Consider the following 25,815-nt stretch of genomic DNA (forward strand, 5'->3'; position numbering starts at 1 on the left):
GGGGTGTGGAGAGGGATAGTTACCCCTTAACTTACTTTATCCAGACCGCTGGCTGGGCGCGTCACTTTTCCGCGATTAAAAACACGACCGCCCTCGCTGTGCTCAAGCATATTTGTAAACATAAAAAGACAAAGCGGCGTTGTTTTGGTTAAAGAGAGAGAGAAAACCAAAACAAACACCGCCTTGCTGCGTGTTATACGGGCCAAAGGATAAATCCCAAGCGGCCTGACCGGAAAGTGGTCGTGCGTTTCATTCTGGCCCAGGGGGAGAGAGCAAGAAAGCACGTCGTATTTGGGACGCACGCAGACTGTATATAGCAAACGGCATTGAACCTTTGCTGAACGCGGTCGTTATATTGCGTTTATCTAGCTTATATTTTGGTAATGTTGGGGCCTAGTATTGCGGCGTAGCGGTGAGCACTAATCGCGTTGTATCGCCGAGTACAGATTGCCCGTTTGTTTCAAACAAGACCACACCCTCTTGGCTGGTGATACGTCCGCCTAACCACATGTCAGGGTCTATGCGGGCAGGATCAGCGGTTGCTCGTGCGGGCGGCAGGGTAAAGGCGACGTCGCCCGATAAGCCGTCTAGCACTATTGCCCGTCGTGATATGACCTGTGTATCGACGCCGTCCATACGCTGCCAAAGCTCGACGGTCAAAACGGCACCGCGAGGGAGGCCGCGAAAAGCAGGGAAGGTCGCTTCACCCGATATTATCATAACAGGGGGCAGAGCGGTTATTGCGGACGCATTTGTTTGGGGCGGCACGGCGATAGGGGCATTATCACTAACAATATTAAAGGGCTCGACCTCAGATCCCGTTCGGATACGGTCAAGGGTCAGTCTGTAATCTTTGTCGGGGCCTGTGAACTCTTCGCGGTTGGGCATAACATGGGTCGTACGACCTGCCCAATCGGTCACATAAGCCTTTAGACCCAGCGGCATTTTAAACCCGCCCAGTGGAACACCGTAGTCAAAGGCAAATTGCACTGTGCCGTTTGTTTGGCTTTCCGCGCTGTCTATTGGCACAGAGACTTTTCCTTTGACGGGATTGCCGCGTCCGCCCGCTAGTCCCGCTTCAATCAATTCTACATGCAAAATTGCGCCTTGGAATAAGTCGCTTGCATCTGTTAACTTTACGCTACCTTGCACCGTCTCTAGCGCCGAAATGGGGCCTGGCGTTTCAGACGGCGGGACTTGGTTGATCAAACGGAGCTGCGCCGTGCCGCTGGTATGCATTATGTCAGACGCCGTGCGAGACAGTGTGATGCCGTCTGTATCAACGATGCGGGCTTTTAGCATGACAAAGCTACGGTTGGTTTGCACACGTGGTGGCGTATATAGTGATAGGCGCAGGGGGGAAACCAGTCCGTCTATTGTGAGGCGAAGCTCGCTCAAAGGGGTGTTGTCTTCCCCTGTTGCGGTGATGATTAATTGAGGGCTGAGCGTCCCTGGGGGCAGATCAAAAACGAGGCTTACGGGTATAGTGCTGGCGTGACCCGTTGCAGGCGCGGGGCTTGGAGCAATGGGACCGTTTTGAATAATATCGCGGATTATGGCACCGTAATCAGGCGTGTCTTGCGCAGAAACAGGTCGCGGCAAGAACAGCGCAACAATCGCTATGATTAAGATAAATAACCGCATGAGCATAGTTTACGGCGCTTTCTCTTATCAGGCCAGTCTGAATGTCAGGTCGCTTAACCGACTAATCCTGTGCGTCTGACCAAAGCGCGTGTTTTTTCATAATCTTTTTAAATAAGTCGCTTTCGACATGGCGGGTTAACCAGATTGATAAAGTTGGAAATCTGGCGTTGAACCAATCAGGTTCTACGGCAGCGAATTGGCGAATGAACGGAAAAATAGCAATATCTGTAAAACTTTGATTGTTCCCTGACAGATAGGGGTGGTTGCCTAGGCGCGCGTCTAAATTATCCAATATAACACTTGCGGCTTGGCGGTGGGATAAGTCGATGTCACCGCGTGCGGCATCGTCTTTGTAACGACTGGCATATTTATAACGGTCGAGGTGATGTTTAAAATCGCCGTCATTTAACGCCACTAAGTCAGCGTCGAAATTCGCCAACCAATGATGCGGGTCGTTATGATCAAGAGCAAAAAGCGCAATGGCCAAACTCTCGCCAATCACGCGGCCGTCCTGAGTGATAAACACAGGGACTGTTCCCTTGGGCGAGGCGTCGAGCATCGCTTGGGGTTTGTCGCGCAGGGCGACTTCGCGGTGCTCATAGGTAAGACCTGACACCGATAGAGCCATACGGGCGCGCATGGCATAAGGGCAACGGCGAAAGCTATAAAGAACAGCGGTCACGGCGGGCTAGGCCTTTCGCCCGATGTGGTCTTCGCCGCGCGCCTTGGCGAGTGCAATTTGCTTTTGACGCTCCGCAAACCGTGCGCGTTGATCTTCACTCATTTTATTGTGACAGCGATGGCAAGACACGCCTTTAACATAAGCGGGATGGTCTTTATCAGCCTCGGTAATTGGATAGCGGCACGCATAACACTGATCATAATGCGATTCTTCTAGCCCATGTTCGACGGCTACGCGTTGGTCAAACACAAAACACGCACCGTCCCAAAGACTATCTTCTTTGGGCTGGGTTTCTAGATATTTCAAGATGCCGCCTTTTAGGTGATAAACCTCGTCATAGCCATTTTCCATCATGAAAGAACTCGCCTTTTCACATCTGATGCCGCCTGTGCAGAACATGGCGACTTTGGGTTTTTTCAGCGTGTCTTTATTCTGGGCGACCCATTCGGGGAACTCGCGAAAGGTTTGCGTATTGGGGTTCAGCGCACCGCGAAATGTGCCTATTTCGACCTCATAATCATTGCGTGTATCAATCAGTACAACATCTGGGTCGGATATAATTGCGTTCCAATCATCGGGGTCGACATAGGTGCCCACAGTCTCTGTCGGGTCAACACCGTCAACGCCGAGCGTCACAATCTCTTTTTTTAAGCGCACTTTCATGCGGTAAAACGGCTTATCACTGGCGTGTGATAATTTGTAATCAAGTGAGGACAGGCGCGGGTCGGCGCGTAGGAACCGGATGATCTCTGTTATGGCAATCTCGGACCCCGCGATTGTACCGTTGATGCCTTCTCGCGCCAAAAGGATGGTGCCGTTAAGATCCAGATGCGCACACATATCTTGTAAGGGGCCGCGCAGATCTGCGAAGTCATTTAACCGCGTGAAATGATAAAGCGCAGCGACAGTATAATGTGAGGGCATAGTCATGGCGCGCCACCTACACCCGCGCTGACGATAGGTCAATATTGTGCGGAAAAAGAAGACTAACGCAAGGCGGTATTGGCATCCGTGGTCGTCAGTCTTTCATACATTGGAAGGTCTTCGACAAAATTAATCATGCGTTCTGAAAGCCCGTTTTTACGCATCACATTCGTCATGGCCTTTTTGATAATGTCCGGATCATTACATGTGGACGATAGCATCTTTAAATCCCGCATGCCTTGGCCTGTCTCTAACTCGCGCGTTAGGCTTTTGACGCTAGAATTAAGAGACATCAGTTGGAACGGTCCGGGCTGTTTTCCTTGTGCCCAGCTTTCAGCCGCTTTTGATAAATTTCTCAGCGCAGGTTTCGCCCGACTCTCGATACGCGATATGGCTTTGTCAGATCGTTTTGAAATCCAATCTGCTGTGCAAACTTTTTCAGGGTCTGGCGTTGTCGCGCAAGCTGTGACGATTACGGCGAAAAATCCGCCCGTGATAATGGATGATAGGCGGCGTGAAAATGTCATAGCGAGCTCCAATTGGGCTTTGACTATGTTTGTTTTCGGGCGTTGCTGCAACTGTGTATTTCAGTGACTATTGATTGTGGCCTGAAAACCGCAGCCCTGCATAAACTGGAGGAGAAATGCAGGGCTGCGGACAAACCATAACGCGATGAGTGTGGGGTCATCTGCGTTACAGCTATTGCGGGCTCGCTATATCTGGGGGTAGGGCCACAGATTAGCGGGAAGGCTGCGCTAAGGGGATGTCGCCTTAACGCATATGGCGCGCAAAAAACTGGTGTATTTGTGTCCATGCGGCGGCGCGGCTTAATCCGTACCGCCTTTGTAAAACACTGGCGAGTTCCGCACGACGGCCAGAAATTTTATCAAGATCTGTGTCACGGATTTCAGTCCAAAACTGTGTCATGGCGCGCCGCATTTGGGCCGTGTTCTCAAAGCTATCAGCGTCATTCACGATACTGCGTAATATAACATCCGCTTTTTCATTTGAAATTTCATAGCAATCCGCAATTGTATCACGCAGCGTGTCTGGCTGGCCTTTAAGGGCCGTTAAATTCTGCGCTGTTGCCAGGCAGGGCCGCTCTAACACATGGCGCATAATCAACGGCCAGTTACCAGATAGGGCATCCTCTAGGCTGTCTTTAAACGCTGTTGCGGGCATCTGCGTCATGATTATCTCCGTCGCGGCGACCTGCGGTCGTCGGGCCTTATAAAATTTACAAACGTGTGATTCAAAAATCCAACTATGGTGTTGCCAGCGCAGTCATGTCATAAGGGACAGGCTACGGGCAGTGAATCACAGTGATGCGAATGTGTAGGGACAGAGCGCGCTAAACCTTCCACCCTGGATAATGGAGCGTCTGTGGGGGCAACCAAAGACATAATCGTCGGACATAACGGCGCCCTGCCACGGTCTGACGACCCTGCGCTAGAGGCTAGTGTTCATGATGCTTTGGCCCGTATTTTAACGCATAAGCAGTTTAAAGATACGACACGATTAAAGCGCTTTCTGACCTATGTCGTGGACGAAGCCTTGGCGGGGCGTTCAGACAGACTAAAGGGATACTCCATTGGTTTAGAGGTGTTTGACAGGCCTGAGGATTTTGATCCGCAAGCAGATACAATTGTTCGCGTGCAGGCGGGACAATTGCGCCGCCGCCTTGATTTATATTATTCCACAGATGGGCGATCAGACCCGTTGCGTATATTGCTCCCAAAGGGCAGCTATGTGCCCGTATTTGAACGGCGCCAATCGGCGCTTCCAGCACCAAGCGAGGCTGAGCCAACGGACGCATCAACGCCGCGTTCGGCAGATAGTGATGCGGGTTTAGAGGCTGAAAACGTACGACCGGGGATCTATGTGCCGACGTTTTCTGATCTTTCTAAAGAGCCTGATAGTGTTCATTTTGCCGAGGGCTTAACAGCTGAAGTCATTAATGCGCTCGTGCAGTTTCGGTATCTACGGATCATTGCAGGGACAAGTCGTATTGAGACCCGTGAGAATCCAGCGCTAGAAGATATCAAAACACGGTTAAGCGCAGATTTTATTCTAACGGGCAGTGTGCGTCGTCAAAAAGATTTAGTGCGTGTATCGATAAATTTGATTGCGTCTAAAACGGGCGAGCATGTGATGAGTAAGATTTTTGACCGTGAATGCACGCCTGATAACCTTTTTGAAATCCAAGAAGAAATTGCATCCTATACAGCGGCAAGTGTCGGTGCTCCCTTCGGTGCGGTAAATCGGTACAACCGCCGTTTGCCCTCTGGCGTGGCCAATAATATGAACGGCTATGTGGCGTTACTTCAATTTTACAATATGGGTTTGACTGGCAGCGGTGCCCATGCAGCGCAGATGTTAAAGTCCCTAAAAGAGGTGACTGAAACAACCCCGATGTTTTCATCGGCTTGGGCAGCTTTGTCGCTCACCCATGCTTTTTTTATTGCACAAGCAGCCCCCAATACGGGTTATCAAGGCCATATAGACGAAGCGTTGCGCTGTGCGCATAAAGCTGTGACCCTTGACCGCGATAATTCACTAGCGTTTTTTGCGGAATTTGTAGCGGCTTTTCATGCGGGGGATTTTACCACTTATGAAACGTCTGCGCGGCGGGCTTTAACATTAAACCCCAATGACTATAACCTTCTAACCTATTATGCGATTACACGTGCGGTTCGCGGCGAAGTTGAAGTTGCTCGCGCCTATATTGCGTCGGCACGGGAGTTGATTGCGACGCCGCCTGAATGGTTCTTTGTGGCCAATGCAGTGTGTGATTTCACCGAAAAACGCTTTGACGATATTTTGTCTTATACCAAGCCCTTATCGCCAAGCTCTCCTGTTGGGCTTATTTTATTTCGCATAGCGGCGGCTGGGGCTGTTGGCCGTGTTGAAGAGGTCAAAACGTTACGGGATACATTATCGACCGCGCGCCCCAATGTCTTTGAAGGGGCATTGGAGACGTTCAGAATATGGCATCCAACAGACAGCTTATTTGACGCTGTAAAGCGTGGTTGGACTAAGGCGATGAAAAGCTAGCGGGTTAGACGCTTAAAGCAGCGGATTGCGCTGGTTTGGCGCATTTTAAATGAGTTGACGAAGTTTGGAGGCACCACCCGGAATCGAACCGGGGTACACGGATTTGCAATCCGCTGCGTCACCACTCCGCCATGGTGCCTCACTGTGGCGTGCTATAGCGCTGCCGCGACGGGGGCGCAACGGGGTATTTTATTCTTTTCTTGCGCTGTGATGCGTGACACCTGCTTTTTCAAGCTCACGCCCTAAACGGCCTGTTAAAAAGCAAAACAGCATCTTAAAATCACTGCCCAGCGACCAGAGCGGATAGGTAAATGTGGCGGGACGGTTTTTCTCTACCAGCATATGTGCCAGCCATGCAAAGGCGTAACCACAGACCAAAGCTAGCGCAATAAACGCCCAAGCACCCGTTGCCACTGCTGCGAGCAATATAATAATTGCAAGGCCAGTCCCAACGTAATGCAGCGCGCGTGTTGCCGGCGCGCTGTGTTCGCGTAAGTAATGCGGCCAAAAGGCGTCAAAGCTTGTATAATCGCGCATGAAGGCTCCTATTCTCACGCAAAGCTAGCCAAATCTGAATCAATCGTCAATTTTTATGGCTATGTTAACGCGGCATTAACCTTGTTCGTTAATATAGGTTATGTCTTCTCTTGGAGACACCCACCATTCACCTAATACCTTCGGAGCCCTTGTGGCTCCTTTTTTTTTGCTGAATGCGCAGCGTGAAATTTGATAGTTGTAGGGGAACGCTAGTCAAAATTTTTCACATATTTAGCTAAAATTACGCTTGTAACGCCTGGGGAATCTCTGCTAAAGGGCGCTCCTACCTGATATGGTCTATTCCGCAATAGCTCAGTTGGTAGAGCAGCTGACTGTTAATCAGCTTGTCGCAGGTTCGAGTCCTGCTTGCGGAGCCATCCTTTCCCTCGCGGAATTTACCTAACTCATTGAAATCGCAATATATTATAATTTGGATTAGGTCCACTTTTGCGTGAAACTGTGTTATTGTGCCCCAAAACGTGCCCCTAATCGTGCCCCAAAAGGAGCAATGATATGGCGAACTATGAGAATCGGTACTTGTACCAAAGAGGTAAGGCCTGGAACTATAAACGAAGAGTTCCCAGTAAGTATAAACACGTGGACGCACGCTCAAAAGTCAGAGCTTCCCTTGAGACTAAATCACTAGATATTGCTAGAATTCGACGCGACGCAATGGAACGCGCCGATGAGGCTTATTGGGCGGCTCTTGCCAATGATGCTTCAGCAAACCAAGGAGTCACGGAAGCCACCCTGCGTGTGCAATCTCTTCATTATCAAGCCGCCAAAGCGAAAGCTTTGACATACGGGTTCATCTACAAAACGGCTCAAGAGATTTATGATGATCGCAATATAGACGATGCCAAAGGCCGTGTTATGGCACTGGCCGAACAGTTCGACATTCCTAAAGAAAAGCCTCCTACGCTTGAAACCAAAGCGCTGCTTGGGGGGATTGAAAAACCCAAGCGCGAGGACCGCACGATTTCCCAATGCTTTACATTTTACGTCAATGAGATTGAGTTCGATGCCCAATTGAAGAAATCGCCCGCACAACGGAAGTCTTGGGAAAATTCAAAACGAACCTCTATCGATTACTTCATCAAAGTCATTGGCGATATTGGAATGACAGAAATCACTCGTGACCACGCCATCACCTTTAGAAACTGGTGGGCCGACAGAATCAAAAATGGGGACGAAAACGGCAAACGACCCACGCCCTACACGGCTAACCGGCGTATCGGAAACATGCGCACCTTATATTCGCAATACTTTACCTTTATCGGCGAAGAAGACCGCGTCAACCCCTTCCGAAAACTGTCATTCAAAGACAATGACAAAAACAAGAGAAAACGCCCGCCATTCAGCATCAATTGGATGCGAAACAATATCCTTAGACCGGGCGCTTTAGAGGGCTTGAACGCGCAAGCTCGCAATATTTTTCTGGCTATTATTGAAACCGGAGCTCGGCCAAGTGAGATATGCAATCTGCTGCCTGAAAACATCCACCTCAATCACGACGTTCCTTATGTTGAAATCAGAGAGCGGTCTAACCGAGAGGTAAAGGCCTCCGCTTCAAACAGAGATATTCCGCTGCTCGGCGTATCGTTGGAAGCCATGAGGGCTCATCCGGAAGGATTTCCTCGATATTTTGATAAAGATACACACCTATCCAATACGCTGATGAAGTTTTTTCAAGACAACAGTCTTTTAGAAAGCGAGAAACACACAATCTACTCTGTGCGCCATTCATTTGAGGACCGTATGCTGGAAGCAGGTATTGATCACGATCTGCGCTGCACGCTAATGGGTCATAAACTGAAGCGACCTCTTTATGGTTCTGGTGGATCTCTTGCTTATAAAAGAGATGAATTGTCGAAAATTGTCCATCCATATGATGATCAGTTATTCATCTAAAAAGAAAGACAACAAAATCGGAGAAATATCCCCATTGCGGACGTTAGCCAAGCTGGCGGAATGCCTTCAGATATGCACGGCTGATAGGCAGAGTATCTTTGATATCTTTCAAGTGAAGTTGCCCAGTATCATTTCTCCTCCTGTCAATGTGGCTAAGGAAGGCTAGGTTGACGATCGTGGAGCGATGAGTTTGCGCAAATGCTTTAGGGTCTAGCTGTTTTAGGAGGGCCTTTAATGGCGACCTGATCAGGCCTTCCGAATATGCCCCTGTTTGGTTGCGCCACAATACTCGTGTGTATTTCCCGTCAGATTGAAAATAGGCAATATCTTCAACGGCTATAATATGGATTTTTGCTCCCACACGAATACGTATCGAAGTGCTGTATTCTGTTGATTGAGGCTCTTGCAGTTTCTGGCGCAGAGTCTCGATCAAAGACTGACTTTTACTTTGGTTGCGTTCAAAATTAATTTTCTGTTCTTGAGCAAGGTCTTCTTTTTGCCGAACCAAAGCTCCTAAAGCGACCCAAGGCGCAACTAACAACCCTATGAAGGTCACAAAACCAAACTCCATGAGTCGGTCACCATCTCGCCAAAAATATGGCCAATCTGCGGCTGGTGTGGTGACTCCCCAAAGGATCAACGTGGTCAAGGGAACCATGCAAGCAACGGCCAGCACTTGATAAACCCAGCGCGCGCCATATCGAATTTTCACAGACGGTCGGGAAAAAGTCTCGAATGCCACGAGTGTAGTCATACCTACGATTAGCGTTCGAAAGACGAACCATGGCACGCCGTTGTTGAAGGCAATATCTATCAGATACCCTATCCCCGCACTCAATAGGGCTATGAAACGAATGTGTCTGAAAATCTTTTGGTGTGTCAGCAAGACTTCTCCATGGTTTACCGAATGAAATAAGACTTTAGAACGAAACGCCACGGAATGAACGCGAAAAAGATGACCACTGTTATACATGCCCAAATGTTCTCCCAAGAGACGCTATCGGCCGTTCCTGAAATTATCAAAGGCAAAGCAAACGAAATCATGAAGATGAACTTCCATAAAATCTCAAACAACAACAATGGTAACATTTTCACAGGCTTAAAGATGCCTATAACGGACAGTAACCCTAATGCAGCTAACATGCTCTGCGATGCTGGACCGGAGTGCGCTTGAACCAGGTCGTGTGAAATAATGTAAGGCCAAACAACCACCGCAAGACCTATTGCCATAATGATGTAAGGCACCCTCAAGACGTGTCGTCGCCGAGCGCTGATTGTAAGTTCTGCTGCAGATTCTGAAATCACTATAAATATCCTAAATTAATTACGACTGATTTTCTTAAAAAATTTACCTGTCTCAAGCCCGATATTGGTTGAATGGTGGTTTTAAGGGTATCAATGGTTTGTGGGTCGTGGCCAGATTTGGTGACGTCACAGGACCGCTCCGTTCAACCCCTCTATTCAGCCGTTCATACCCATCAGTTCTTGAGAATTATTATAAAAATCAGAAACTCGTCATATTCAAAAATGGTGATGATATGTATGAGTCTAGAAATAATTTAAAATGGGCAGGTTGGCTATATTTGGCCTTAGCTATAATTGCGCCGTTTAGTCTGTCATATGTCCCGTCCGTTATTGACGGTGCAAATGGAGCTTTCGTCGATCGGCTATCCGCACATGAACCGCTTCTACGCCTCAGTCTGGCAAGCGAAATACTCTATCAGGTGATTGAGGTTTATATCGTCATTGCCCTTTTCAACTATTTTCGGGGTGTCAATGTAAACCTCGCTAGACAAATGTTGGTGCTTGGTCTTTTGCCTCTTCCCATAATATTTTTAAATGAATTGAATCTGATTGGCGCACTTTCGTTTGTCAACGCGGATGTAACTCATGGAGGCATGACCCTTGAGCTTCGGGAGTCGATGTCGGCGCTCTTCTACACATTGCACGGAAAGGGTCTGATTCTGGCCAGTATTTTTTGGGGCTTGTGGCTCATTCCATTGGGACGGCTTGTTCTTATCTCGAACACAATACCAAAATTTTTTGGTATTTCTGTCATGATTGGCGCGGCGGGATACATCCTTCGTGCGGTCGCAATTCTCGCGCTTCCTTCTCTGGCCTCCCCACAAATGATAGAAAATCTATCCTATGTTGGCAGTCTAATGATGATAGGGGAAGTGCCAATCATCGCCGGCCTGCTGTTTGCAGCATATCGAAAGCAACCAAAATTGACTTAGTCTTTATGCTGAGCGGCGTATCCAATCTTATTAAAAAATGATTTAACTAGATCAGCGTATCATTCAAAAGGGGGGTGATTGGTTCATGCAAGAATTTTTGACCTATTCAATATTGATTCTGGTAATTCCCATTTTCATCGGCAAGTTTATTTTACGGGCAAGTTGGCAACACATTGGTATCACCTACGCTGTTTTAGTTGCAGTATATGTCCTGCTTATTATTCTCATGCGTGCAGATGGCGGCACCTGGACAGAAGCGACCGGATGGCCGGCTGTAATGTTCTTATTTTGGGGCCTGCCTGCATTTATTTTAATTATTATAGCTTTGAAGGTGAAAGACTTGATGGGTTAGGGATAGCATAATGAAGGACATTCTTCTCCTGATTCTGATTGGTATCGCAGCCGCGTTTTACGGGATCCATAGCGGCCGCGCAAAGGCAGATAGATTTCGGGCTTTCCCGGAGACGCTGAAAAGGATGCGTGTACGGGACTGGGTTATCTCAATCATTATTGTTGCCGGGATATTCATGGCGGCCTCTACCCTAAGCAAGAATGAAGAAGTCGCGCAAAAAAATTCTTTAAGAGAGCAATTCAGATTATCAGCTGACGTAAATTTGGTCGATTTTCGGCAAGGTGAAAGCGGTAGCAAGAAACCGGCCTTTAGCGCGACAGTCCACTTCACACCCCAACAATGGAAAGATTATATCAATGATATAAACGATCCAACTGTTTGGCAGCCGAGACCGCTTCGCCGTACGGCATCGATACCAATTCCATTCAAGGAAGACGACATTGATTTTAGGGGGGACATAATTGATGGTGATTACGCGGCCAATGCAAGAGTTTGGTACGAGCTACCAGAACCGCTCGAATTTAAAACGGGCTTGAGTACACTTCGCGAGTACCCCCGGCTTTATCATTACTGGTGGGATGAAGGGGAAGCCAGACCAAAAGCCGGAAGGATTATGTGCTATATATTTCATAGAGACCGCACGGAGCATGACGTTGATACCCCTCAGCGCAACTACTTAAATTATAAAGTTTCTGCCTGTGCCGATCTGACCAAGCGCGATGACGTAAATGCGTATGTATTGGGTATTCTAGATTTTGACAAAAAAACACTCCGCATGGTCATAGAATAGTTCGCTACCTTCGCTTTAAGCCAGTCACCTAACTTCCACTAAGCCACTGACATGAAGACGCGATAACCCCCAAACCGGACCTTAACTCAGTGTCTTACTTTGAGCGATTTTAAGCCGCTCAGGCAATATAGGGTTTGGCAGCTGAGGAGTCTTCAGAGCTTTAACCGCATTAGAATATCTGTCTGGGGGTCGTTCCCCAGCATAAAGTCATGTGTCGAAAACTCAGAAAGACCTTGTCGTTTGTAAAACTCAATCGCCTTTTCGTTCTGATTCCATACGCCCAGCCATAACCATTGCGCGTTCTTTTCTGATGCAAACTGTTTTGAAAATTCAAACAGGGCTTTCCCAAGCCTTTTGCCTTGATATCTCGCTAGGACATATATGCGCTCTATTTCCAGCGCATTTTCTAATTTGGATTCTGTTTGGGCATCCCCGATGTTTAGCTTCAAATATCCTGCTATCGCTTCTTCAAAATATACGAAGAAGAAGAACGAATTCTCATTATGAAATTCCTTGACAATTTGCTCTGTTGTGAAGGCCTTCGCAGAATATATTTCGATGTCTTCAGCAGTGTTCAGATGAGCAAATGTTTCAAGAAACGTGACTTCTATAATGTTCCTAAGTTCATTTGTTTGGTCATTGTTAATCTGAGAAATTTTCACTGACATACTGAAAAAGCTATGAGATGACCGCGTTGCTTGCAAGCGTGATTTTGTCATTTCCGAAGTCTGCGCTTAGGCGGTTTAAGACACTCGTCTAATGCCCGCTAAGCCCCCGATGCTGAAATAAGCCTAGAGGTCATTTCTCGGGCCTAAGCCCCTAAATCATAGCTCAATGAACGTCTTGAGGAACACGAGTTTTCTGAAAGGATGGAATGTGACTGAGCGTTTTGTTCAGTCTTTTTCGGCGTGATCTAAGTCTTTCAAGCTCTTCTTCAAACAGTTTATAGACAGGCCAGTAGTCTTCGCCGTGGTGGTTTATGACGCAGGCAACGACTGCTAGGCAGTCTTCTAATTCTCGTTCTTTGGTTGGTAAATTAGACATTGAAGAACTGGTGCGCACTCTAGCTATGCGCACCAAATCCCGAGCTTAAATTATGAACTGGATTTCGGGCGAGACCAAACAAGGTCAGCACCATCTTCACGGTGAAAAAGCGCCGCGTTAATTGGCTTTGTCATTTCAGGGCCGTCCAGTTTAACGCTGATATACTCCAGCGGCTCGGCGTCATCTTGCGGCTCTGTGACATCATTCCAGGCCACGCCAAGATCACAGCGGCCGGATTTCACAAAATAGTCTGGACTGTTTTCCGTCTTCTTCTTTTCATTCGCCACAAAGCGAACCTTTTTGTTTGTCATAAGTGTTGCAATCGTGCCTTCAAAGCCCGTTGCAGTCGGTTTGAATGTTCCAATAGTAGCCATAGCGTTTTTCTCCTGTGCTTGACGTGGTGGAAATTAGGCCAGCTCGCGCTTAGCCTTTTTGAACCCCGTATCGCCGGCAAGAAAGCTTGCGAGCATTGACGGGATGAGCGCTGAAATATCGGCCTTTTCGCCGTAAGCCTTTTCATAAACTTTGGCGTATGCTTCCAAATCAACTTCCAAGTCCGGCATCACAGAGATTGTGTGCTTGGTTGGCTTGGTATCGGGAAGTTTTTGTAATTTGATCTGAGGCTGGCTCATGGTCTTGCTCCATATGGTTTGAGAATAAGATCGCGCGAGACGATGACGTTAAAGCGCCAGCCTTGGCGCACTTTGAGTGTCGGCTGCACATTGAGGTTACGGTCAATGATCCGCTGCCCCGCGATGTTGGCTGTATCTTGTCCTGCATTTTGCAACGCGCGAGTCAGGCGGTCGCCATCATCACTGGCAAGCTCAGACCCAATAGAGAGCAATGAGGATAAGGCGGCCCCTTTGATGAACTGCCATGTGTGCTTATCGACCTTGTCTTTAAGGCCCGCAAAACCTTGGCTGTCTGAGCCAGGCAGATTATCAAGCTGAATACTGTCCCCGTTGGGCAGTATAAGCCGCGTCCAGACAACGAGCGCGCGGCTCTGTCCAAAAGCGATGACACTATCATAGCGCCCCATAAGGCGAGAGCCTTGCGGGATAAGCAGGTGCTGCCCCGTCACCGTATCATAGACGTTCTCAGTCACTTGGCCGATGACTTGGCCCGGCAAGTCTGAATTTAGCCCTGTGACCAGCGAGGCCGGAATGATATTGCCCGCCATGACCTGATAGGGCGAGCGCGGTGAAACCAGACCGTGGGAATTGTAGATGTCGTCTGCATCACGGTTTAGGAAAGCCTGCTTATCGATTTGACCGTTTGGGTCACTCTGGCCACCGCTCAAATCAAATCCTGATGGCGGTGCAGGATAATCAGGCATTTGCGGGACGGGAAACCCAAGACCTTCGCTGAGTTGATCGACGGGGCCAGCACTTGCAAATTGCTGAACCTGACCACCCGAGGCTTTACGGCCTACATTAAAGAATAAGCTCTGCGTTTTTGCCTGCTGTACGGGTGGATTATAGACAGGCGCGGCTGGCTGATATGATGACTGCGGCGCGCTATATGACACGCGCTTTTGGGGTCGCGGCTTTAATGCCGTTTCGGCGATAGGAGGTTTTGGAATAGCTTGGGCTTTCGACAGATAAGCCTCTCCAAGATCACCCGGTAAAGGCGGCCCTAATGTGGGCTTCATCTCCTCATAAGTCTTTGGCAGTAATTCGAGCCCCGCAGCCATGGGCTTATGTGTGACGTTGTATAGCTCTTCCGCTTTCTCATCATGCACAGGCGATTGAAGCGCCATTGCTAAAGCTCCGAACATCACGGCGCCTAAGACTGCTGCACCGCCCAATAACGCCTTGCGGCTAAAGCGGCGCACAGCGCGAGGCCGTGCCCGAATGGTTAAGTTTGGAGGCGTATCACTCATGATGCGCGCTCGATACGAACAACGGTTTGCTTCTTTTCGCCAAGGCGCAATTCAGCGGCGTCGAATAAGCGGTCAACAACGTAGTAGCCGTCTCTGACGCGGTAATTGACGAGCTTGCTTATGCTGCCTTTACCGTCCGTGACGAATAATGGAGGCGCTTCGGATACGGTCAGTCCTTCCGGGAACTCGATGAACACCTTTGAGCCATCATCAAAGACGCGGGTTGGCCGCCAGTGCGGCGTATCGCCTTTGATGACATAATCAAAGCGCAGCTCATCTGGGATTAGCTTGGCATCCACCCTCTCATAACTCGCCCTGGTAACGCGGGGTGTTTCCGGTGAGCTTGTGCGAATGTTTCTGATAGCGTCATACGGATAACGCCAAGATACCGCCGCCATATAGGTGTCGGTAAATGATTTCAGATCCAGATAGTAGGTGCGCCGCGTCGAGGTGATAATGGCATTGGTCGAGAGGTTGGCCGCCATGGGCTTCACCAGAATATGAACCTGCTCATTCACTCCCGATCCTGAAACTGTATCCCCAACCGTCCAGCGTTCGGTGTCACCTGCGGAGACTGTAATAAGCCCTTCGCCCTTTTCCAAAGCAATATCCGTAATCTGTGTCGGCGAGGTATAGACCTGATAGAGCGATCCTGCTGTGTAAGGGTAAAGCTGAATAGCATTGAGATAATTATCGGTCGTCGGCTTCACTATGGCCGCGTCATTGGCGTAGCTGACGGCCTGAAACCCTGACAGTGACGGTCCGCTATCAAAGAGCTCCACAGCAAGCGGCATCGGTTTCAATTGGCCGTCCATAATCAAGGTTGGCGTTTGAGAGTTTGTGTAACCTTCAGTCTCAGCCAAGACGTCATATGCCTTTGGCGGTTCGGGCACATAAAGCGCTTTGGACATCTCGTCGGGCGTGGTCACGCGCCCCGATTTTAAACCGCCCCAAGCCCCCTGAAGACTGGCACAGCCTGATAAGCTGGTAGCGAGAACCAAAATGGATGCGGTCATCAATTGGCGCGGCATGTTTGATGGTTGTCTCATTGGGAGGCTCCTGTTGCATTGAGGTCTTTTGACCAGTGAAGTCCGTGGACGTAGAGACCGAGCGGATTGCGGTGCAGCGTCTCGGCGTCCGTTGGCGGCTTTGTGATAATTGAAAGGCTCGCCGTATAAGTTTGGACGCTGAGTTGCGCGCCATTGCGGAATGATTTTTCGCGCCAGCGCACTTCAAAACTGTCCTCTGAGGAACGCACGATGCTTGTGACATCCACTGTGACGCTGCGCTGCCCAATGTCCGCGAAAGGGTCATTCTCATTGGCATAGCTATTGAGCGTAAGCGCGGCTTGATCCGTGGCGTAATTATAGGCGTTCAGCCAATTATCGCGCAGAACAACGGGATCGATTGAGACGGAACGGACATTCGTTATGAAGCGTGCCAATTGATGCGCAATCTGGGCATCCGAGGGTTTGAAATTTGTTTGCGCCGGGCCAGACGTTTTCACCGCGCCCGTCTCATCCACCTCAACAACCCAAGGCACAATGCTGGCTTGCGCGCTTTGATAAATCAGGCCGCTCGTGGACAGCGCCGCTAATCCCATTGCGCCGCAAAAAGCCAAGCACCATCTATTTCCGCGCGCATTGGCGCGGCCTAATCGGCGGTCCTCTTTTTGTCCCGCACGTTGATAAGGCGTTTCAGGGATAGGTGTTTTCCCAAACTTCGATTGGCTACGTTTCCATTTCATCGTCTTCTCCTTCTATTCGGGTCTATCCATCAGGGTTCAGGGATGGACCGCTTCCACTGCCGCCGCCGTCTCCGCCGCGAAGTGCATTTGTGGCTGTGCGCGTGGCGTGGCGCGTTTGTTGTTGGCGGTGAACTTTCTTGGCCCAATTGGGCCCTTTGCCCGTTTCGCCCGAAGTGGCCCCGCCGCCATCTTTGCGCGGCGCTTTCATCCCTTTGGTTAGCGCGGCCATCCCGCCGCGCATCCCATTGCCGTGCGCCGTGGAAACCGCACCGCCTGCCGCCAGCACTTTACGCCCTCCGGCTTTGGCGACAGACATAACGCCGGCCTGTGCCACAGCGCCCACACCTGCCGCCGCGCCTTTAATGCCGCCGCCTTGGGACATACTGCCAAGCGTGAAAGCGACTTTAGAGCCGCCCGCCATAGATGCGCCCGCTTTCACAGAGGCGGCTGCGCCTTTACCGAGACCCTTAATACCTGCACCTGCGACAGCTCCGCCTGCTAATGCGCCCGCGCCAACGGCGGCCATCGTGCCAACAGCTGCGCCTGCACCTAATTGCGGCGCGCCTGAGACTAAGCCTGTTGCAATGCCCGGCCCGAAGATACCGAGAGCCAAGAGCGCCATTGAACCAAGCATGATTGAGGCCGCATCTTTTAGCGTAATAGGCACTATCGTATCTGGGGCACTCGCAGGCGGCGCAAAAGCTGACGTAATGTCGCCAAAGATTGTCGAGCCGATGCCAATGATGATCGCAAGCACCATAAGTTTGATGCCGCTGGCCACGACATTGCCGAGAACTTTTTCCGCTAAAAAGGATGTCTTATTCCAAAGCGCGAAGGGTATCAGAATGAACCCCGCAAGCGTTGTCAGCTTGAACTCAAGAATGGTCACAAAGAGCTGTATCGCGATAAAGAAGAACGCGAACATGGTAATGATCCACGCTAAAAATAGCGCGACAATCAAGACGATGTTGTGAAAGAACTTCACAGGACCTGTCAGCTCGCCGATTTGTGTTAAAATCGGATGTGCCGCTTGAAATCCCGTATCGGCGATAAAGCCAGGGCGCAGCAAATCATTGGCCGTAAGGCTAGTGGCTGTTGCCTGAAGTCCAAGCCCGCCAAAGCTGTTGAAAACGATATTCGCAAGGCTAGAGAAATTTGTGATGATCAGCGCAAAGACGCCGACATACATAACCTTTTTAAGAAACTTCCCAATGACTGAATTATCAGACCCCATCGCCCAATAAAGGCCAGCCAAGGTAATATCGATTCCTATCAATATAGCCGTGAGATATTGAACCTCACCGCCAAGGAGGCCGAAGCCGCTATCAATATAACTTGTGAAGGTGACGACAAATTCGTCAATTACGCCGAGACTTGTTGGATCAGCCATTACGGTGTGCCTCCGTTATAAGCGTCACTGGCACGTCCCATAAAAAGCCGTCTGCGGGCACGCGCTTCTTTTTCAAGCGCCAATTGGCGGGTGGCTTCCAGACTGCTTGCCCGAGCTTGCGTAATCTGCATTTGCTGCGCTTGCATGGACTGTTTAACGAGCAATCCCATGAGCTGATTAGTGGATTGCGTGGCTTGCAGTTCGCCAACCGCGCCGTGACTACTATTCATAAGCTGGCCGAGTAAAGCCTGATCAGCCTCAAGGCTTTCCACCATTTTTGACTGCATGAGCATGGCTTCATTTTGAGCGCGCTCTGACATTTGAAATTGCGCTTCCGCCTGAACCATGAGTTCATCTTGCGACAAGCCATCATAACTCTCGGGAAAGTGCTGCCGGATAAGCTCGCGTGTCCGGTTCACATCATAGGCGACGTTCTCAGCTTGCCGATTTAAGTAAGCAATCTCATTCAGAATACGGTTCAAATCCGTGGCAGAATTTATATCCAGTCTGGATAAATGCTTGGCCTGATTGATAAGCATATTGGCCTCATTGCGAAGCTGCTGCGCTTGGCGAATAATCTGCGTGTAGCTGCGCACGGCCGTATAAAAGTTCTGAACATAATTGGCCGGGTCATAAACGACGCCGCCAAATTGGGCATGACTTGCGGGCGCATGGGCAAATCCCATTGCCGCGATTAAAGCCAGTGTAATTATTCCGCGACGTCGAGCCATGGCACATACTCCTCTTCATTAAATTGCTCAGTCATCAAATCGGCCGCCCATTCCAACCCTTTGAAACGTAGCCAATGGGCCGCAAAATTATCCTGGCCGCCCAGTTCAAGAACGCGGTCAATTTGGGTTTGGTCTTTCTCTGAACCCGCCGCGCAAAAGGCGAGTGCAACGGGACCGAGTTGCAAATCGAACAGGCGATTGCCGCCGTGACTTTGAAAATAGTAATCCCGCTTAGGCGTAGCCGAGGCGATGATTTGAACTTGGCGCTTGTTTAGACCAAAGCGGTCATAGGCCTCTTTTTGTTGCGGCTCCATTGCGCGGTTATTGGGCAGGAATATCCGAGACAGGCAGCTCTCAATAATCGCAGGCGCGATGGGGCTATTCGCTATATCCGCCAGTGATTGCGTCGCGAAGATAACGGAGACATTTTTCTTACGAAGAACTTTAAGCCATTCTCGAATGCGGTCTGCAAACATCGGATCATCAAGGAAGACCCAAGCTTCGTCCAGTATCAGGAATGTAGGCTTGCCATCAAAACGCGCTTCGAGCTTATGAAACAGATAGGTCAGCACGGGCGCAACAAGCGCCTTTGAGTGCATCAATTCTTCCATCTCAAAAGCCTGCACCGCGTTATCACGGAGCGTATCTTCATTGCCGTCAAGAATATGACCGTAAGCGCCTTCAAGTGTGAACGGTTTTAAGGCTAAACGTAAATCGCTATCTTGGATTAGAGCTGAGAGGCCTGTGAGCGTGCGTTGATCCTCGGGCGCACTGGCAAGGCTTTGAAGGGCTGACCAGACGGTGCTTTCAACTTCAGCCGTGACATTTACGCCCTTGGACTCCAGCAATCCTGAAATCCATTCTAAGGCCCACGCCATTTCATTTAGCTCATCAATCCCCCGTAAGGGCTGGAAAACCAAAGCTGAGTCTGTCTCTCCCAGCGCGTAGAAGTCACCTCCCAACGCCTCAATCATCGCGCGTGATGAAGCGCCCTTGTCGAAGGTGAAAACCTGCGCGTCCGGATAGCGTTTGAACTGCATTGAGAGCAGATTGAGCAAAACGGATTTACCTGCGCCTGTTGGGCCGACAACCAATGTGTGGCCTACGTCACCTTGATGAGTCACCAATCGAAACGGCGTGTGATCTTCTGTGGTCGCATATAGCAACGGCGCGCCGTCCAAATGCGCGTTACCTTCCGGCCCCGCCCAAACCGCTGAGAGAGGCATCATATGGGCGAGGTTTAAAGTGGAAACCAACGGAACGCGCACATTTGCATATGGATTGCCGGGATGTGTGCCGAGCCAAGCATCAACGGCGTTGACCTTCTCATGTATGGTGACAAAGCCGCGACCATTGATAATGCGCTCAACCGCTCTGATGCGCGCCTCGGCAGCCGTGGCATCTTCATCCATGACGCAAATAGCTGTCGTCAAATATCCGTAAGATACATAGTCGCCGCCTAGGTCTTGCAGAGCGGCATCGGCGTCAATGGCTTTGTTATCAGCATCGCTGTCGACCAAGGGCGTCGTCTCATTCATCAGCGCTTCTTTGAGCAGCGCGACGACTGACTTACGCTTGGCAAACCATTGCCGCCGCGTCTTAGTGATGACCTTTGAGGCTTCAGCCTTGGAGAGCGGCAAGAAGCGCGTCATCCAGCGATATGAAAAACCCAGTGTGTTTAGCTCGTCCAATATGCCCGGCGTTGTCTCGCTCGGAAATCCAAGGATCGTCACCGTATGGATGGAATGCTCACCCAATCGTGGGACTAACCCGCCCACCAAATCAGCTCCGCCAATAAAGCTATCGATATAAGCGGGTGTTTCGGGCGTTTTGATAGGATGGCGTTTAGGCGAAACCGTTGAGTGCAAATATGTCAAGGTCGCGTCATCATCCAGCCACTCCGCCATCGGGAATTGGCTTTGCAAAAGATCCAAACATCTATCGCATTCTGACATGAAGCTTTGCAGGTGGTCTTGAACCGATACGCCTTTATCATCAGAGGGCGTTTCTATAATCCAGCTTTCGGCCTTACTGGATCTGTCTGCTGGAGGAATAAACTGAAAGGTCAAGTAATAGACGCTCTCAAACAGGTCTCGCTGACCTGCCTCTTCTTCAAACTCACCTCTACGTTCCTGCTCAATGATCCAAGGTGCAGGGTCTGTGAAATCAGACACCGGATATTCGCGAGCCGGAATACGGGCGGCTTCAAAGTAAAGCGCCCAACCCGAGCCGAAGCGGCGAAGCGCATTATTGAGGCGCGCGCAGGTCGCAACTAATTCTTCCTCTGTAGAGCTTTCAAGGTCGGGGCCACGAAACTCCGCTGTACGCTGAAAACTACCATCCTTATTGAGCACCGTGCCGGGCGCAATGAGCGCTGTCCAAGGCAGATAATCAGATAAGCAATCAGGCCGCTTTTGATATTCACTTAAATTCATCATGCCAAATTCCTTAGGAGAGATAACCCTTATGTTTGATGTGACGGACAAGCACTTCCATGAACTGCGGATCACGTGAGGCGAAAAAGACGCAAAGAGTATGGGCGCAGACATAATAAATGATGCCGAGTAACCAGAGTTGGAGACCCAACCCTAGGGCCGCTGCAAGCGTGCCATTCAGGATAGCCGCCGTTCTCGGAACACCGCCTAATAGGATGGGCTCGGTCAATGAACGGCGCACCGGAATGGTGAAACCTTCGGGAAGCTGATATGCGGCCGTGTCCGTCATTAGATGACAGCCCCGCCCGTAAAGCTGAAGAATGACAAGAAGAAGCTTGTCGCGGTAAAGGCAATCGACAGACCAAAGACAATCTTGATAAGATTGCGCATACCGCCGCCTGCATCACCAAAGGCCAGGCCAATGCCCGTCATGATAATGGCAATCGTGCCGAAAATTTTCGCTACAGGGCCTTCAATAGATTGCAAGATGCTGGTCAGCGGCCCTTCCCACGGCATGGCTGATCCTGCTGCGTGCGCCGTTTGCGGCATCAACATCATAATCAGAACGACAATAGCTGCGCCGTAGAATAGCCGTTGATTTAAGCTTCCGTGTGTTAGGGGTCCGTACATGAGTTACCTCCGTCAAAAGTGAGTTTAGGGATGGAAGACGAGGCTGTGAGCGGTTCGAGCTGGTAGCCCTTGTCCGTCAGATCAATGAGGCGCGCGATGGTTTGCACGCGGCGTTGTGAGCCTCGCCCGGAAATGAAGACAATCACGTCGATGGCCTCCGCAATCAGAGCCCGCGGAACAATCGCCACGCCCTCTAAAATCAGTTGTTCAATTCGGCCCAGAGCCGCTTTCGCTGAATTTGCATGGACGGTCGCAATGCCGCCGGGATGCCCAGTCGTCCAAGCCTTGAGCATGTCGAGCGCTTCAGGCCCGCGCACTTCACCTACGATGATGCGATCAGGGCGAAGGCGCAGTGTCGAGCGCACCAAATCTGCGAGCGTGACATTCAAGCCATGCGTGCGAAGCGCCACAGTGTCCTTAGCCTTACATTGAAGCTCGCGCGTATCTTCCAGAATCAGGACGCGGTCACCTGTGTCCGATATTTCAGACAGTAAGGCATTGGCGAGCGTGGTTTTACCGCTTGAAGTGCCGCCTACGATTAAGATGTTCTGGCGAGACGTGACCGCATATTTTAGCGCTTCGGACTGGTCATAGGTGAGACTGCCCGCTTTGACGTAATCATCCAGGGTGAAGACCGCGACTGCGCCCTTCCGAATGGAGAAACATGGCGCTGAAACGACAGGCGGCAAAACACCTTCAAAGCGTTCCCCATTACCCGGAAGCTCCGCGCTGATAATCGGCGCTTTCGTTGTCACGTCTTGATTGATGTGGCTGGCAACGAGACGCACCACGCGCTCGCCCTCATCAGGCGTCAAAACACTGTCCGTGTCAAAACGGCCAACACCTAATTTATCAAGCCATAAACGGCCATCGGGATTGAGCATGATCTCGACAACTTTGGGGTCATCAAGCGCGTTCGTAATAACGGGCCCCAGTGCGGTACGCAGCATAGCAAGCGTACGGTCTGATGTAGCGGTTGTTTGAAGGCTAGACATTTGCTGTCTCCTTCTTCTTGGGCGCGGACACTTTTTTCTTCTGCAGCTTTTCGAGAAGTTGTATTTCATCGAGCCGAAAGAAGTCTTGGTCGGACACAAGAACATCAGACAGAGCTTGCTTGAAGGTTTTACCACCCGAACGCATTTTAACGCCAAGCTGATCAATGAACTGGTTCATCAATCCAACACCGCGCGCGGCGCGCGCATCAGTATCCGCTGCCGAGATTTGCGGGGCCATTGTGAAGTAAAAGTGCAGGAAGAGCGCAAAGGTCTCCGAATGCAGATTGAGGTCCCGCGAATGGCGATGATTATGGCGTATCATCATATCCAACTTTTCGAGTATACGTGCGTCCCGAGCGTCGTCGTGCTCAAACGTGAAACAGGCGGACAGAGCATCGTTTATGACGCGCGATTTTGTTTTCCCCATTGCGCGTGCCCGAACGTCCAACAGCGCTGCATTTTCCGGTGTGATACGCGCGCGAACGCGAGCTGTGAGATCGTTGCTCATAGTTACATTCCCAAATCTATGTCTGTGCTGCGGGTCAGGTCATGGGCGCGTGCAAGCGTGGCCGTGTCTCTGACAAACTCGCCCAGTTTAATTGCGGGTGTGAGTTCATCGCCCTCTGCAACATCGAGAGACTTCTCTCTGGTCTTGGCTTGAGATGTGGAAGACTCAGGAGCGCTAAGCTCGGGGCTGCGTTCTTTGCCGCCTGCGTCTTCCTCGTCTTCCATATCAGTCTTTGAATTTAAGGCTGATGCGATTTTGTTTTGCTCTGACTTTTCAATTTCTGTGTAGAGACGGTCATCCACGGGCCGTGTCTCAACACCCCAGACGCAAGGCGTATTCGGGGAAAGTCCGCCATATCCGCCTGAGGATATTTGGGGAGGGCTGGAGACACGGCCTATGAAATTCTTATCCGCATAGTAGCGAACTTTATCGGCTTTGATCGGCGAGAAACCTGAAAGAAGAATAAGCTCCTGATTGGATGGCAACTGCATGATTTCGCCGGGCGTGATCAGCTGGCGCGCTGTTTCTTGGCGAGAGACCATGACGTGGGAGAGCCAAGGCGCGAGGCGGTGACCGGCATAGTTCCGCATCGCCCGCATTTCCGTTGTGCTGCCAATAGCGTCCGATAAGCGTTTGGCCGTGCGCTCATCATTGGTCGCAAAGGCTACCCGCACATGGCAGTTATCGAGGATGGAATTGTTAGGACCGTAGGCTTTCTCAATCTGGTTGAGGGATTGAGAAATCAGAAAGGCCCGCAAACCATAGCCAGCCATGAAAGCGAGTGAGCTTTCAAAGAAATCTAAGCGTCCTAAAGCCGGAAACTCGTCCAGCATGAGTAGCAATTGACGTGTCGGTTTACACTCGCCTGAGACAACAAGCTCTTCTGTCAAGCGGCGACCAATTTGATTTAGGATGAGGCGAACCAACGGCTTCGTGCGCGAGATGTCGGACGGCGGAATGACCAGATAAAGAGAGACGGGCTTATCTGCGCTGATCAAATCGGCAATGCGCCAATCACATTTTGATGTCACCTCGGCGACCGTGGGGTCTCGGTATAATCCGAGAAAGCTCATAGCCGTTGATAATACACCTGAGCGCTCGTTTTCAGATTTATTGAGGAGTTCACGCGCTGCTTGTGCGACCACCGGATGGACTTGTGCCCCTGAACGGTCACCGAGATGATTAGTTTTCATCATGACACCAAGCGTCTTTTCAAAACTACGTTTTGGGTCAGAGAGGAATGAGGCTACGCGAGCCAGCGTCTTTTCGCGCTCTGCGTAGAGAATATGAAGGATAGCGCCGACTAAAAGACTATGAGCAGTCTTTTCCCAATGGTTGCGACGCTCAAGCATACCTTCAGGGTCAACAAGGATATCGGCAATGTTCTGAACATCGCGTACCTCGTTGACGCCTTTGCGCACTTCTAAGAGAGGATTATATTTTGCGCTCGCGGCATTAGTCGGGTCAAACAATAGGCAATGGGAGAATGTTGCTCTCCAGCCGGAGGTGAGCTGCCAATTCTCTCCTTTGATATCATGGATAACCGCGCTGTCAGTCCAGGAGAGCAAGGTCGGGATGACAAGGCCCACGCCTTTGCCAGACCGTGTTGGCGCAATCGCCATGACATGCTCTGGGCCCTGATGGCGAATGTAATCAGTCTTTGTGCGCCCAAGGAAAACACCATGGTCATCCAGAAGACCAACTTGCTTCATTTGCTTTGATGTCGCCCAGCGCGATGAGCCAAATGTGTTTAGGGCTTTTGCAGAGCGGCCGCGGAGTACAGAACCTATGACCGCGAAGACAATTCCGAATAGACCACCGCCTGCTGAAATCTGACCGCCTCTTGAAAAAATATGTGGCGCATAGGCGTCAAATTGATACCACCATTTGAAGAGGTTCCAGGGCGCATAGATTTTGTGATTGCCAAGCTTTGCGAATCCCGTTCCCAAATAAGCATCATAATCAAACTGAAGCGCGACCCACTGCGTAGCATACCATGTCGACAAAATGATTGTCGCAAAGACGACGCATATTTGTCCGATCAAGATATTTTGTGGCGACATTACCTAAGTCCTTCAATTGCGATGGACTAAGGCTGTCAGAAAAACGGATTTTTAGTCTAGTTCCTATATAGTGAATTCGCGTGACCTATTATGACTTTCTATGAAGTTCTGTGACTTTCTGTGAAAATGGCCAATTTGACCATATTGCCGGGCGGTACTTGGACTTTGGGGAATTCTGAATATTGCAGACAGATTTTACAGATGTAAGTTTAGTGGAATCCAAGACTTTTCTGAGCCGTGAGCATAGCCGGAAAACCCT

Annotated in this window: 26 protein-coding genes and 2 tRNA genes; 6 read left to right on the forward strand and 22 right to left on the reverse strand. The window is 50.2% G+C overall.

The annotated features are described in order from the left end of the window. Positions 1-393: 393 nt before the first annotated feature. The 5 genes from AB6B37_RS02705 to AB6B37_RS02725 all read right to left on the reverse strand — a co-directional run bounded on the left by AB6B37_RS02705 (position 394) and on the right by AB6B37_RS02725 (position 4,441). Positions 394-1,644 carry a hypothetical protein gene (locus AB6B37_RS02705; RefSeq protein ID WP_371397367.1) on the reverse strand — a complete coding sequence of 417 codons (1,251 nt, stop codon included), beginning with the start codon at positions 1,642-1,644 and terminating at the stop codon, positions 394-396. A 61-nt stretch (positions 1,645-1,705) separates the two neighbouring features. After that, positions 1,706-2,326: a glutathione S-transferase gene (locus tag AB6B37_RS02710; protein ID WP_371397368.1), complete on the reverse strand. Its 621-nt coding sequence runs from the start codon at positions 2,324-2,326 to the stop codon at positions 1,706-1,708. A 6-nt stretch (positions 2,327-2,332) separates the two neighbouring features. Beyond that, positions 2,333-3,256, reverse strand: a complete 924-nt coding sequence (locus tag AB6B37_RS02715) for a rhodanese-related sulfurtransferase (RefSeq protein ID WP_371397369.1) — start codon at positions 3,254-3,256, stop codon at positions 2,333-2,335. A gap of 56 nt (positions 3,257-3,312) precedes the next feature. Beyond that, positions 3,313-3,777 (reverse strand): hypothetical protein, encoded by a 465-nt coding sequence (locus tag AB6B37_RS02720; protein WP_371397370.1) that lies wholly within the window; start codon positions 3,775-3,777, stop codon positions 3,313-3,315. 244 nt (positions 3,778-4,021) lie between these two features. Next, positions 4,022-4,441: a hypothetical protein gene (locus AB6B37_RS02725; RefSeq protein WP_371397371.1), complete on the reverse strand. Its 420-nt coding sequence runs from the start codon at positions 4,439-4,441 to the stop codon at positions 4,022-4,024. Between the two features lie 192 nt (positions 4,442-4,633). On the opposite strand from AB6B37_RS02725, the gene AB6B37_RS02730 reads away from it, so the two are divergent. After that, a complete protein-coding gene (locus AB6B37_RS02730) occupies positions 4,634-6,304 on the forward strand; it encodes a hypothetical protein (RefSeq protein WP_371397372.1) in 1,671 nt (556 codons plus the stop codon). Positions 6,305-6,369: 65 nt separating this feature from the next. Here the strand turns inward: AB6B37_RS02730 and AB6B37_RS02735 are convergent. Together AB6B37_RS02735 and AB6B37_RS02740 are read right to left on the reverse strand one after the other, a co-directional pair. Continuing rightward, positions 6,370-6,443: transfer RNA gene (locus AB6B37_RS02735), tRNA-Cys, on the reverse strand. Between the two features lie 50 nt (positions 6,444-6,493). Beyond that, on the reverse strand, positions 6,494-6,841 hold the full coding sequence (locus tag AB6B37_RS02740) for an Mpo1-like protein (RefSeq protein WP_371397373.1): 348 nt from the start codon (positions 6,839-6,841) through the stop codon (positions 6,494-6,496). Between the two features lie 301 nt (positions 6,842-7,142). On the opposite strand from AB6B37_RS02740, the gene AB6B37_RS02745 reads away from it, so the two are divergent. Both AB6B37_RS02745 and AB6B37_RS02750 read left to right on the forward strand, forming a co-directional pair. Beyond that, positions 7,143-7,218, forward strand: a tRNA-Asn gene (locus AB6B37_RS02745). A 136-nt stretch (positions 7,219-7,354) separates the two neighbouring features. Beyond that, positions 7,355-8,752, forward strand: a complete 1,398-nt coding sequence (locus AB6B37_RS02750) for a DUF6538 domain-containing protein (protein WP_371397374.1) — start codon at positions 7,355-7,357, stop codon at positions 8,750-8,752. Positions 8,753-8,795: 43 nt separating this feature from the next. On the opposite strand, the gene AB6B37_RS02755 is transcribed toward AB6B37_RS02750, so the two are convergent. After that, positions 8,796-9,725: a LytR/AlgR family response regulator transcription factor gene (locus tag AB6B37_RS02755; protein ID WP_371397375.1), complete on the reverse strand. Its 930-nt coding sequence runs from the start codon at positions 9,723-9,725 to the stop codon at positions 8,796-8,798. Between the two features lie 565 nt (positions 9,726-10,290). On the opposite strand from AB6B37_RS02755, the gene AB6B37_RS02760 reads away from it, so the two are divergent. The 3 genes from AB6B37_RS02760 to AB6B37_RS02770 all read left to right on the forward strand — a co-directional run bounded on the left by AB6B37_RS02760 (position 10,291) and on the right by AB6B37_RS02770 (position 12,131). Continuing rightward, entirely contained in the window at positions 10,291-10,989 is a 699-nt protein-coding gene (locus tag AB6B37_RS02760; RefSeq protein ID WP_371397376.1) for a DUF4386 domain-containing protein, read from the forward strand. An 85-nt stretch (positions 10,990-11,074) separates the two neighbouring features. Further along, positions 11,075-11,341, forward strand: a complete 267-nt coding sequence (locus AB6B37_RS02765; protein WP_371397377.1) for a hypothetical protein — start codon at positions 11,075-11,077, stop codon at positions 11,339-11,341. A 10-nt stretch (positions 11,342-11,351) separates the two neighbouring features. Beyond that, positions 11,352-12,131, forward strand: coding sequence for a hypothetical protein (locus AB6B37_RS02770; protein WP_371397378.1), 780 nt, complete (start codon positions 11,352-11,354; stop codon positions 12,129-12,131). A 152-nt stretch (positions 12,132-12,283) separates the two neighbouring features. On the opposite strand, the gene AB6B37_RS02775 is transcribed toward AB6B37_RS02770, so the two are convergent. The 14 genes from AB6B37_RS02775 to AB6B37_RS02840 all read right to left on the reverse strand — a co-directional run bounded on the left by AB6B37_RS02775 (position 12,284) and on the right by AB6B37_RS02840 (position 25,556). After that, positions 12,284-12,850 carry a GNAT family N-acetyltransferase gene (locus tag AB6B37_RS02775; protein WP_371397379.1) on the reverse strand — a complete coding sequence of 189 codons (567 nt, stop codon included), beginning with the start codon at positions 12,848-12,850 and terminating at the stop codon, positions 12,284-12,286. A 375-nt stretch (positions 12,851-13,225) separates the two neighbouring features. Beyond that, positions 13,226-13,549 (reverse strand): DUF736 domain-containing protein, encoded by a 324-nt coding sequence (locus AB6B37_RS02780; RefSeq protein WP_371397380.1) that lies wholly within the window; start codon positions 13,547-13,549, stop codon positions 13,226-13,228. Between the two features lie 33 nt (positions 13,550-13,582). Beyond that, complete coding sequence (locus AB6B37_RS02785; RefSeq protein WP_371397381.1) at positions 13,583-13,807, reverse strand: DUF2274 domain-containing protein; 225 nt, start codon at positions 13,805-13,807, stop codon at positions 13,583-13,585. Next, the gene (locus tag AB6B37_RS02790; RefSeq protein WP_371397382.1) at positions 13,804-15,057 is read right to left on the reverse strand and encodes a TrbI/VirB10 family protein; all 1,254 of its coding nucleotides are present in this window, start codon (positions 15,055-15,057) and stop codon (positions 13,804-13,806) included. Before AB6B37_RS02790 ends, AB6B37_RS02785 begins: the two co-directional genes overlap by 4 nt. Continuing rightward, positions 15,054-16,106, reverse strand: a complete 1,053-nt coding sequence (gene trbG / locus AB6B37_RS02795) for a P-type conjugative transfer protein TrbG (RefSeq protein ID WP_371397383.1) — start codon at positions 16,104-16,106, stop codon at positions 15,054-15,056. Before trbG ends, AB6B37_RS02790 begins: the two co-directional genes overlap by 4 nt. Next, the gene (gene trbF, locus AB6B37_RS02800) at positions 16,103-16,804 is read right to left on the reverse strand and encodes a conjugal transfer protein TrbF (RefSeq protein WP_371397384.1); all 702 of its coding nucleotides are present in this window, start codon (positions 16,802-16,804) and stop codon (positions 16,103-16,105) included. The genes trbG and trbF overlap by 4 nt, the downstream gene beginning before the upstream one ends. Positions 16,805-16,826: 22 nt before the next feature. Beyond that, a complete protein-coding gene (gene trbL, locus AB6B37_RS02805; RefSeq protein WP_371397385.1) occupies positions 16,827-18,194 on the reverse strand; it encodes a P-type conjugative transfer protein TrbL in 1,368 nt (455 codons plus the stop codon). Next, positions 18,194-18,925, reverse strand: a complete 732-nt coding sequence (gene trbJ, locus AB6B37_RS02810) for a P-type conjugative transfer protein TrbJ (RefSeq protein WP_371397386.1) — start codon at positions 18,923-18,925, stop codon at positions 18,194-18,196. The genes trbL and trbJ overlap by 1 nt, the downstream gene beginning before the upstream one ends. Next, positions 18,904-21,363 (reverse strand): conjugal transfer protein TrbE, encoded by a 2,460-nt coding sequence (trbE, locus tag AB6B37_RS02815; RefSeq protein ID WP_371397387.1) that lies wholly within the window; start codon positions 21,361-21,363, stop codon positions 18,904-18,906. The genes trbJ and trbE overlap by 22 nt, the downstream gene beginning before the upstream one ends. A gap of 10 nt (positions 21,364-21,373) precedes the next feature. Further along, positions 21,374-21,649 (reverse strand): VirB3 family type IV secretion system protein, encoded by a 276-nt coding sequence (locus AB6B37_RS02820; protein ID WP_371397388.1) that lies wholly within the window; start codon positions 21,647-21,649, stop codon positions 21,374-21,376. Beyond that, on the reverse strand, positions 21,649-21,990 hold the full coding sequence (locus tag AB6B37_RS02825; protein WP_371397389.1) for a TrbC/VirB2 family protein: 342 nt from the start codon (positions 21,988-21,990) through the stop codon (positions 21,649-21,651). Before AB6B37_RS02825 ends, AB6B37_RS02820 begins: the two co-directional genes overlap by 1 nt. Further along, entirely contained in the window at positions 21,975-22,985 is a 1,011-nt protein-coding gene (gene trbB, locus AB6B37_RS02830; protein WP_371397390.1) for a P-type conjugative transfer ATPase TrbB, read from the reverse strand. The genes AB6B37_RS02825 and trbB overlap by 16 nt, the downstream gene beginning before the upstream one ends. After that, complete coding sequence (locus AB6B37_RS02835; protein ID WP_371397391.1) at positions 22,978-23,493, reverse strand: hypothetical protein; 516 nt, start codon at positions 23,491-23,493, stop codon at positions 22,978-22,980. The genes trbB and AB6B37_RS02835 overlap by 8 nt, the downstream gene beginning before the upstream one ends. A 2-nt stretch (positions 23,494-23,495) precedes the next feature. Further along, entirely contained in the window at positions 23,496-25,556 is a 2,061-nt protein-coding gene (locus tag AB6B37_RS02840) for a conjugal transfer protein TraG (protein ID WP_371397392.1), read from the reverse strand. Between the last annotated feature and the right edge of the window lie 259 nt (positions 25,557-25,815).

It is taken from the genome of Fretibacter rubidus, assembly GCF_041429785.1.
In the GTDB taxonomy this organism is placed as follows: domain Bacteria; phylum Pseudomonadota; class Alphaproteobacteria; order Caulobacterales; family Maricaulaceae; genus Fretibacter; species Fretibacter rubidus.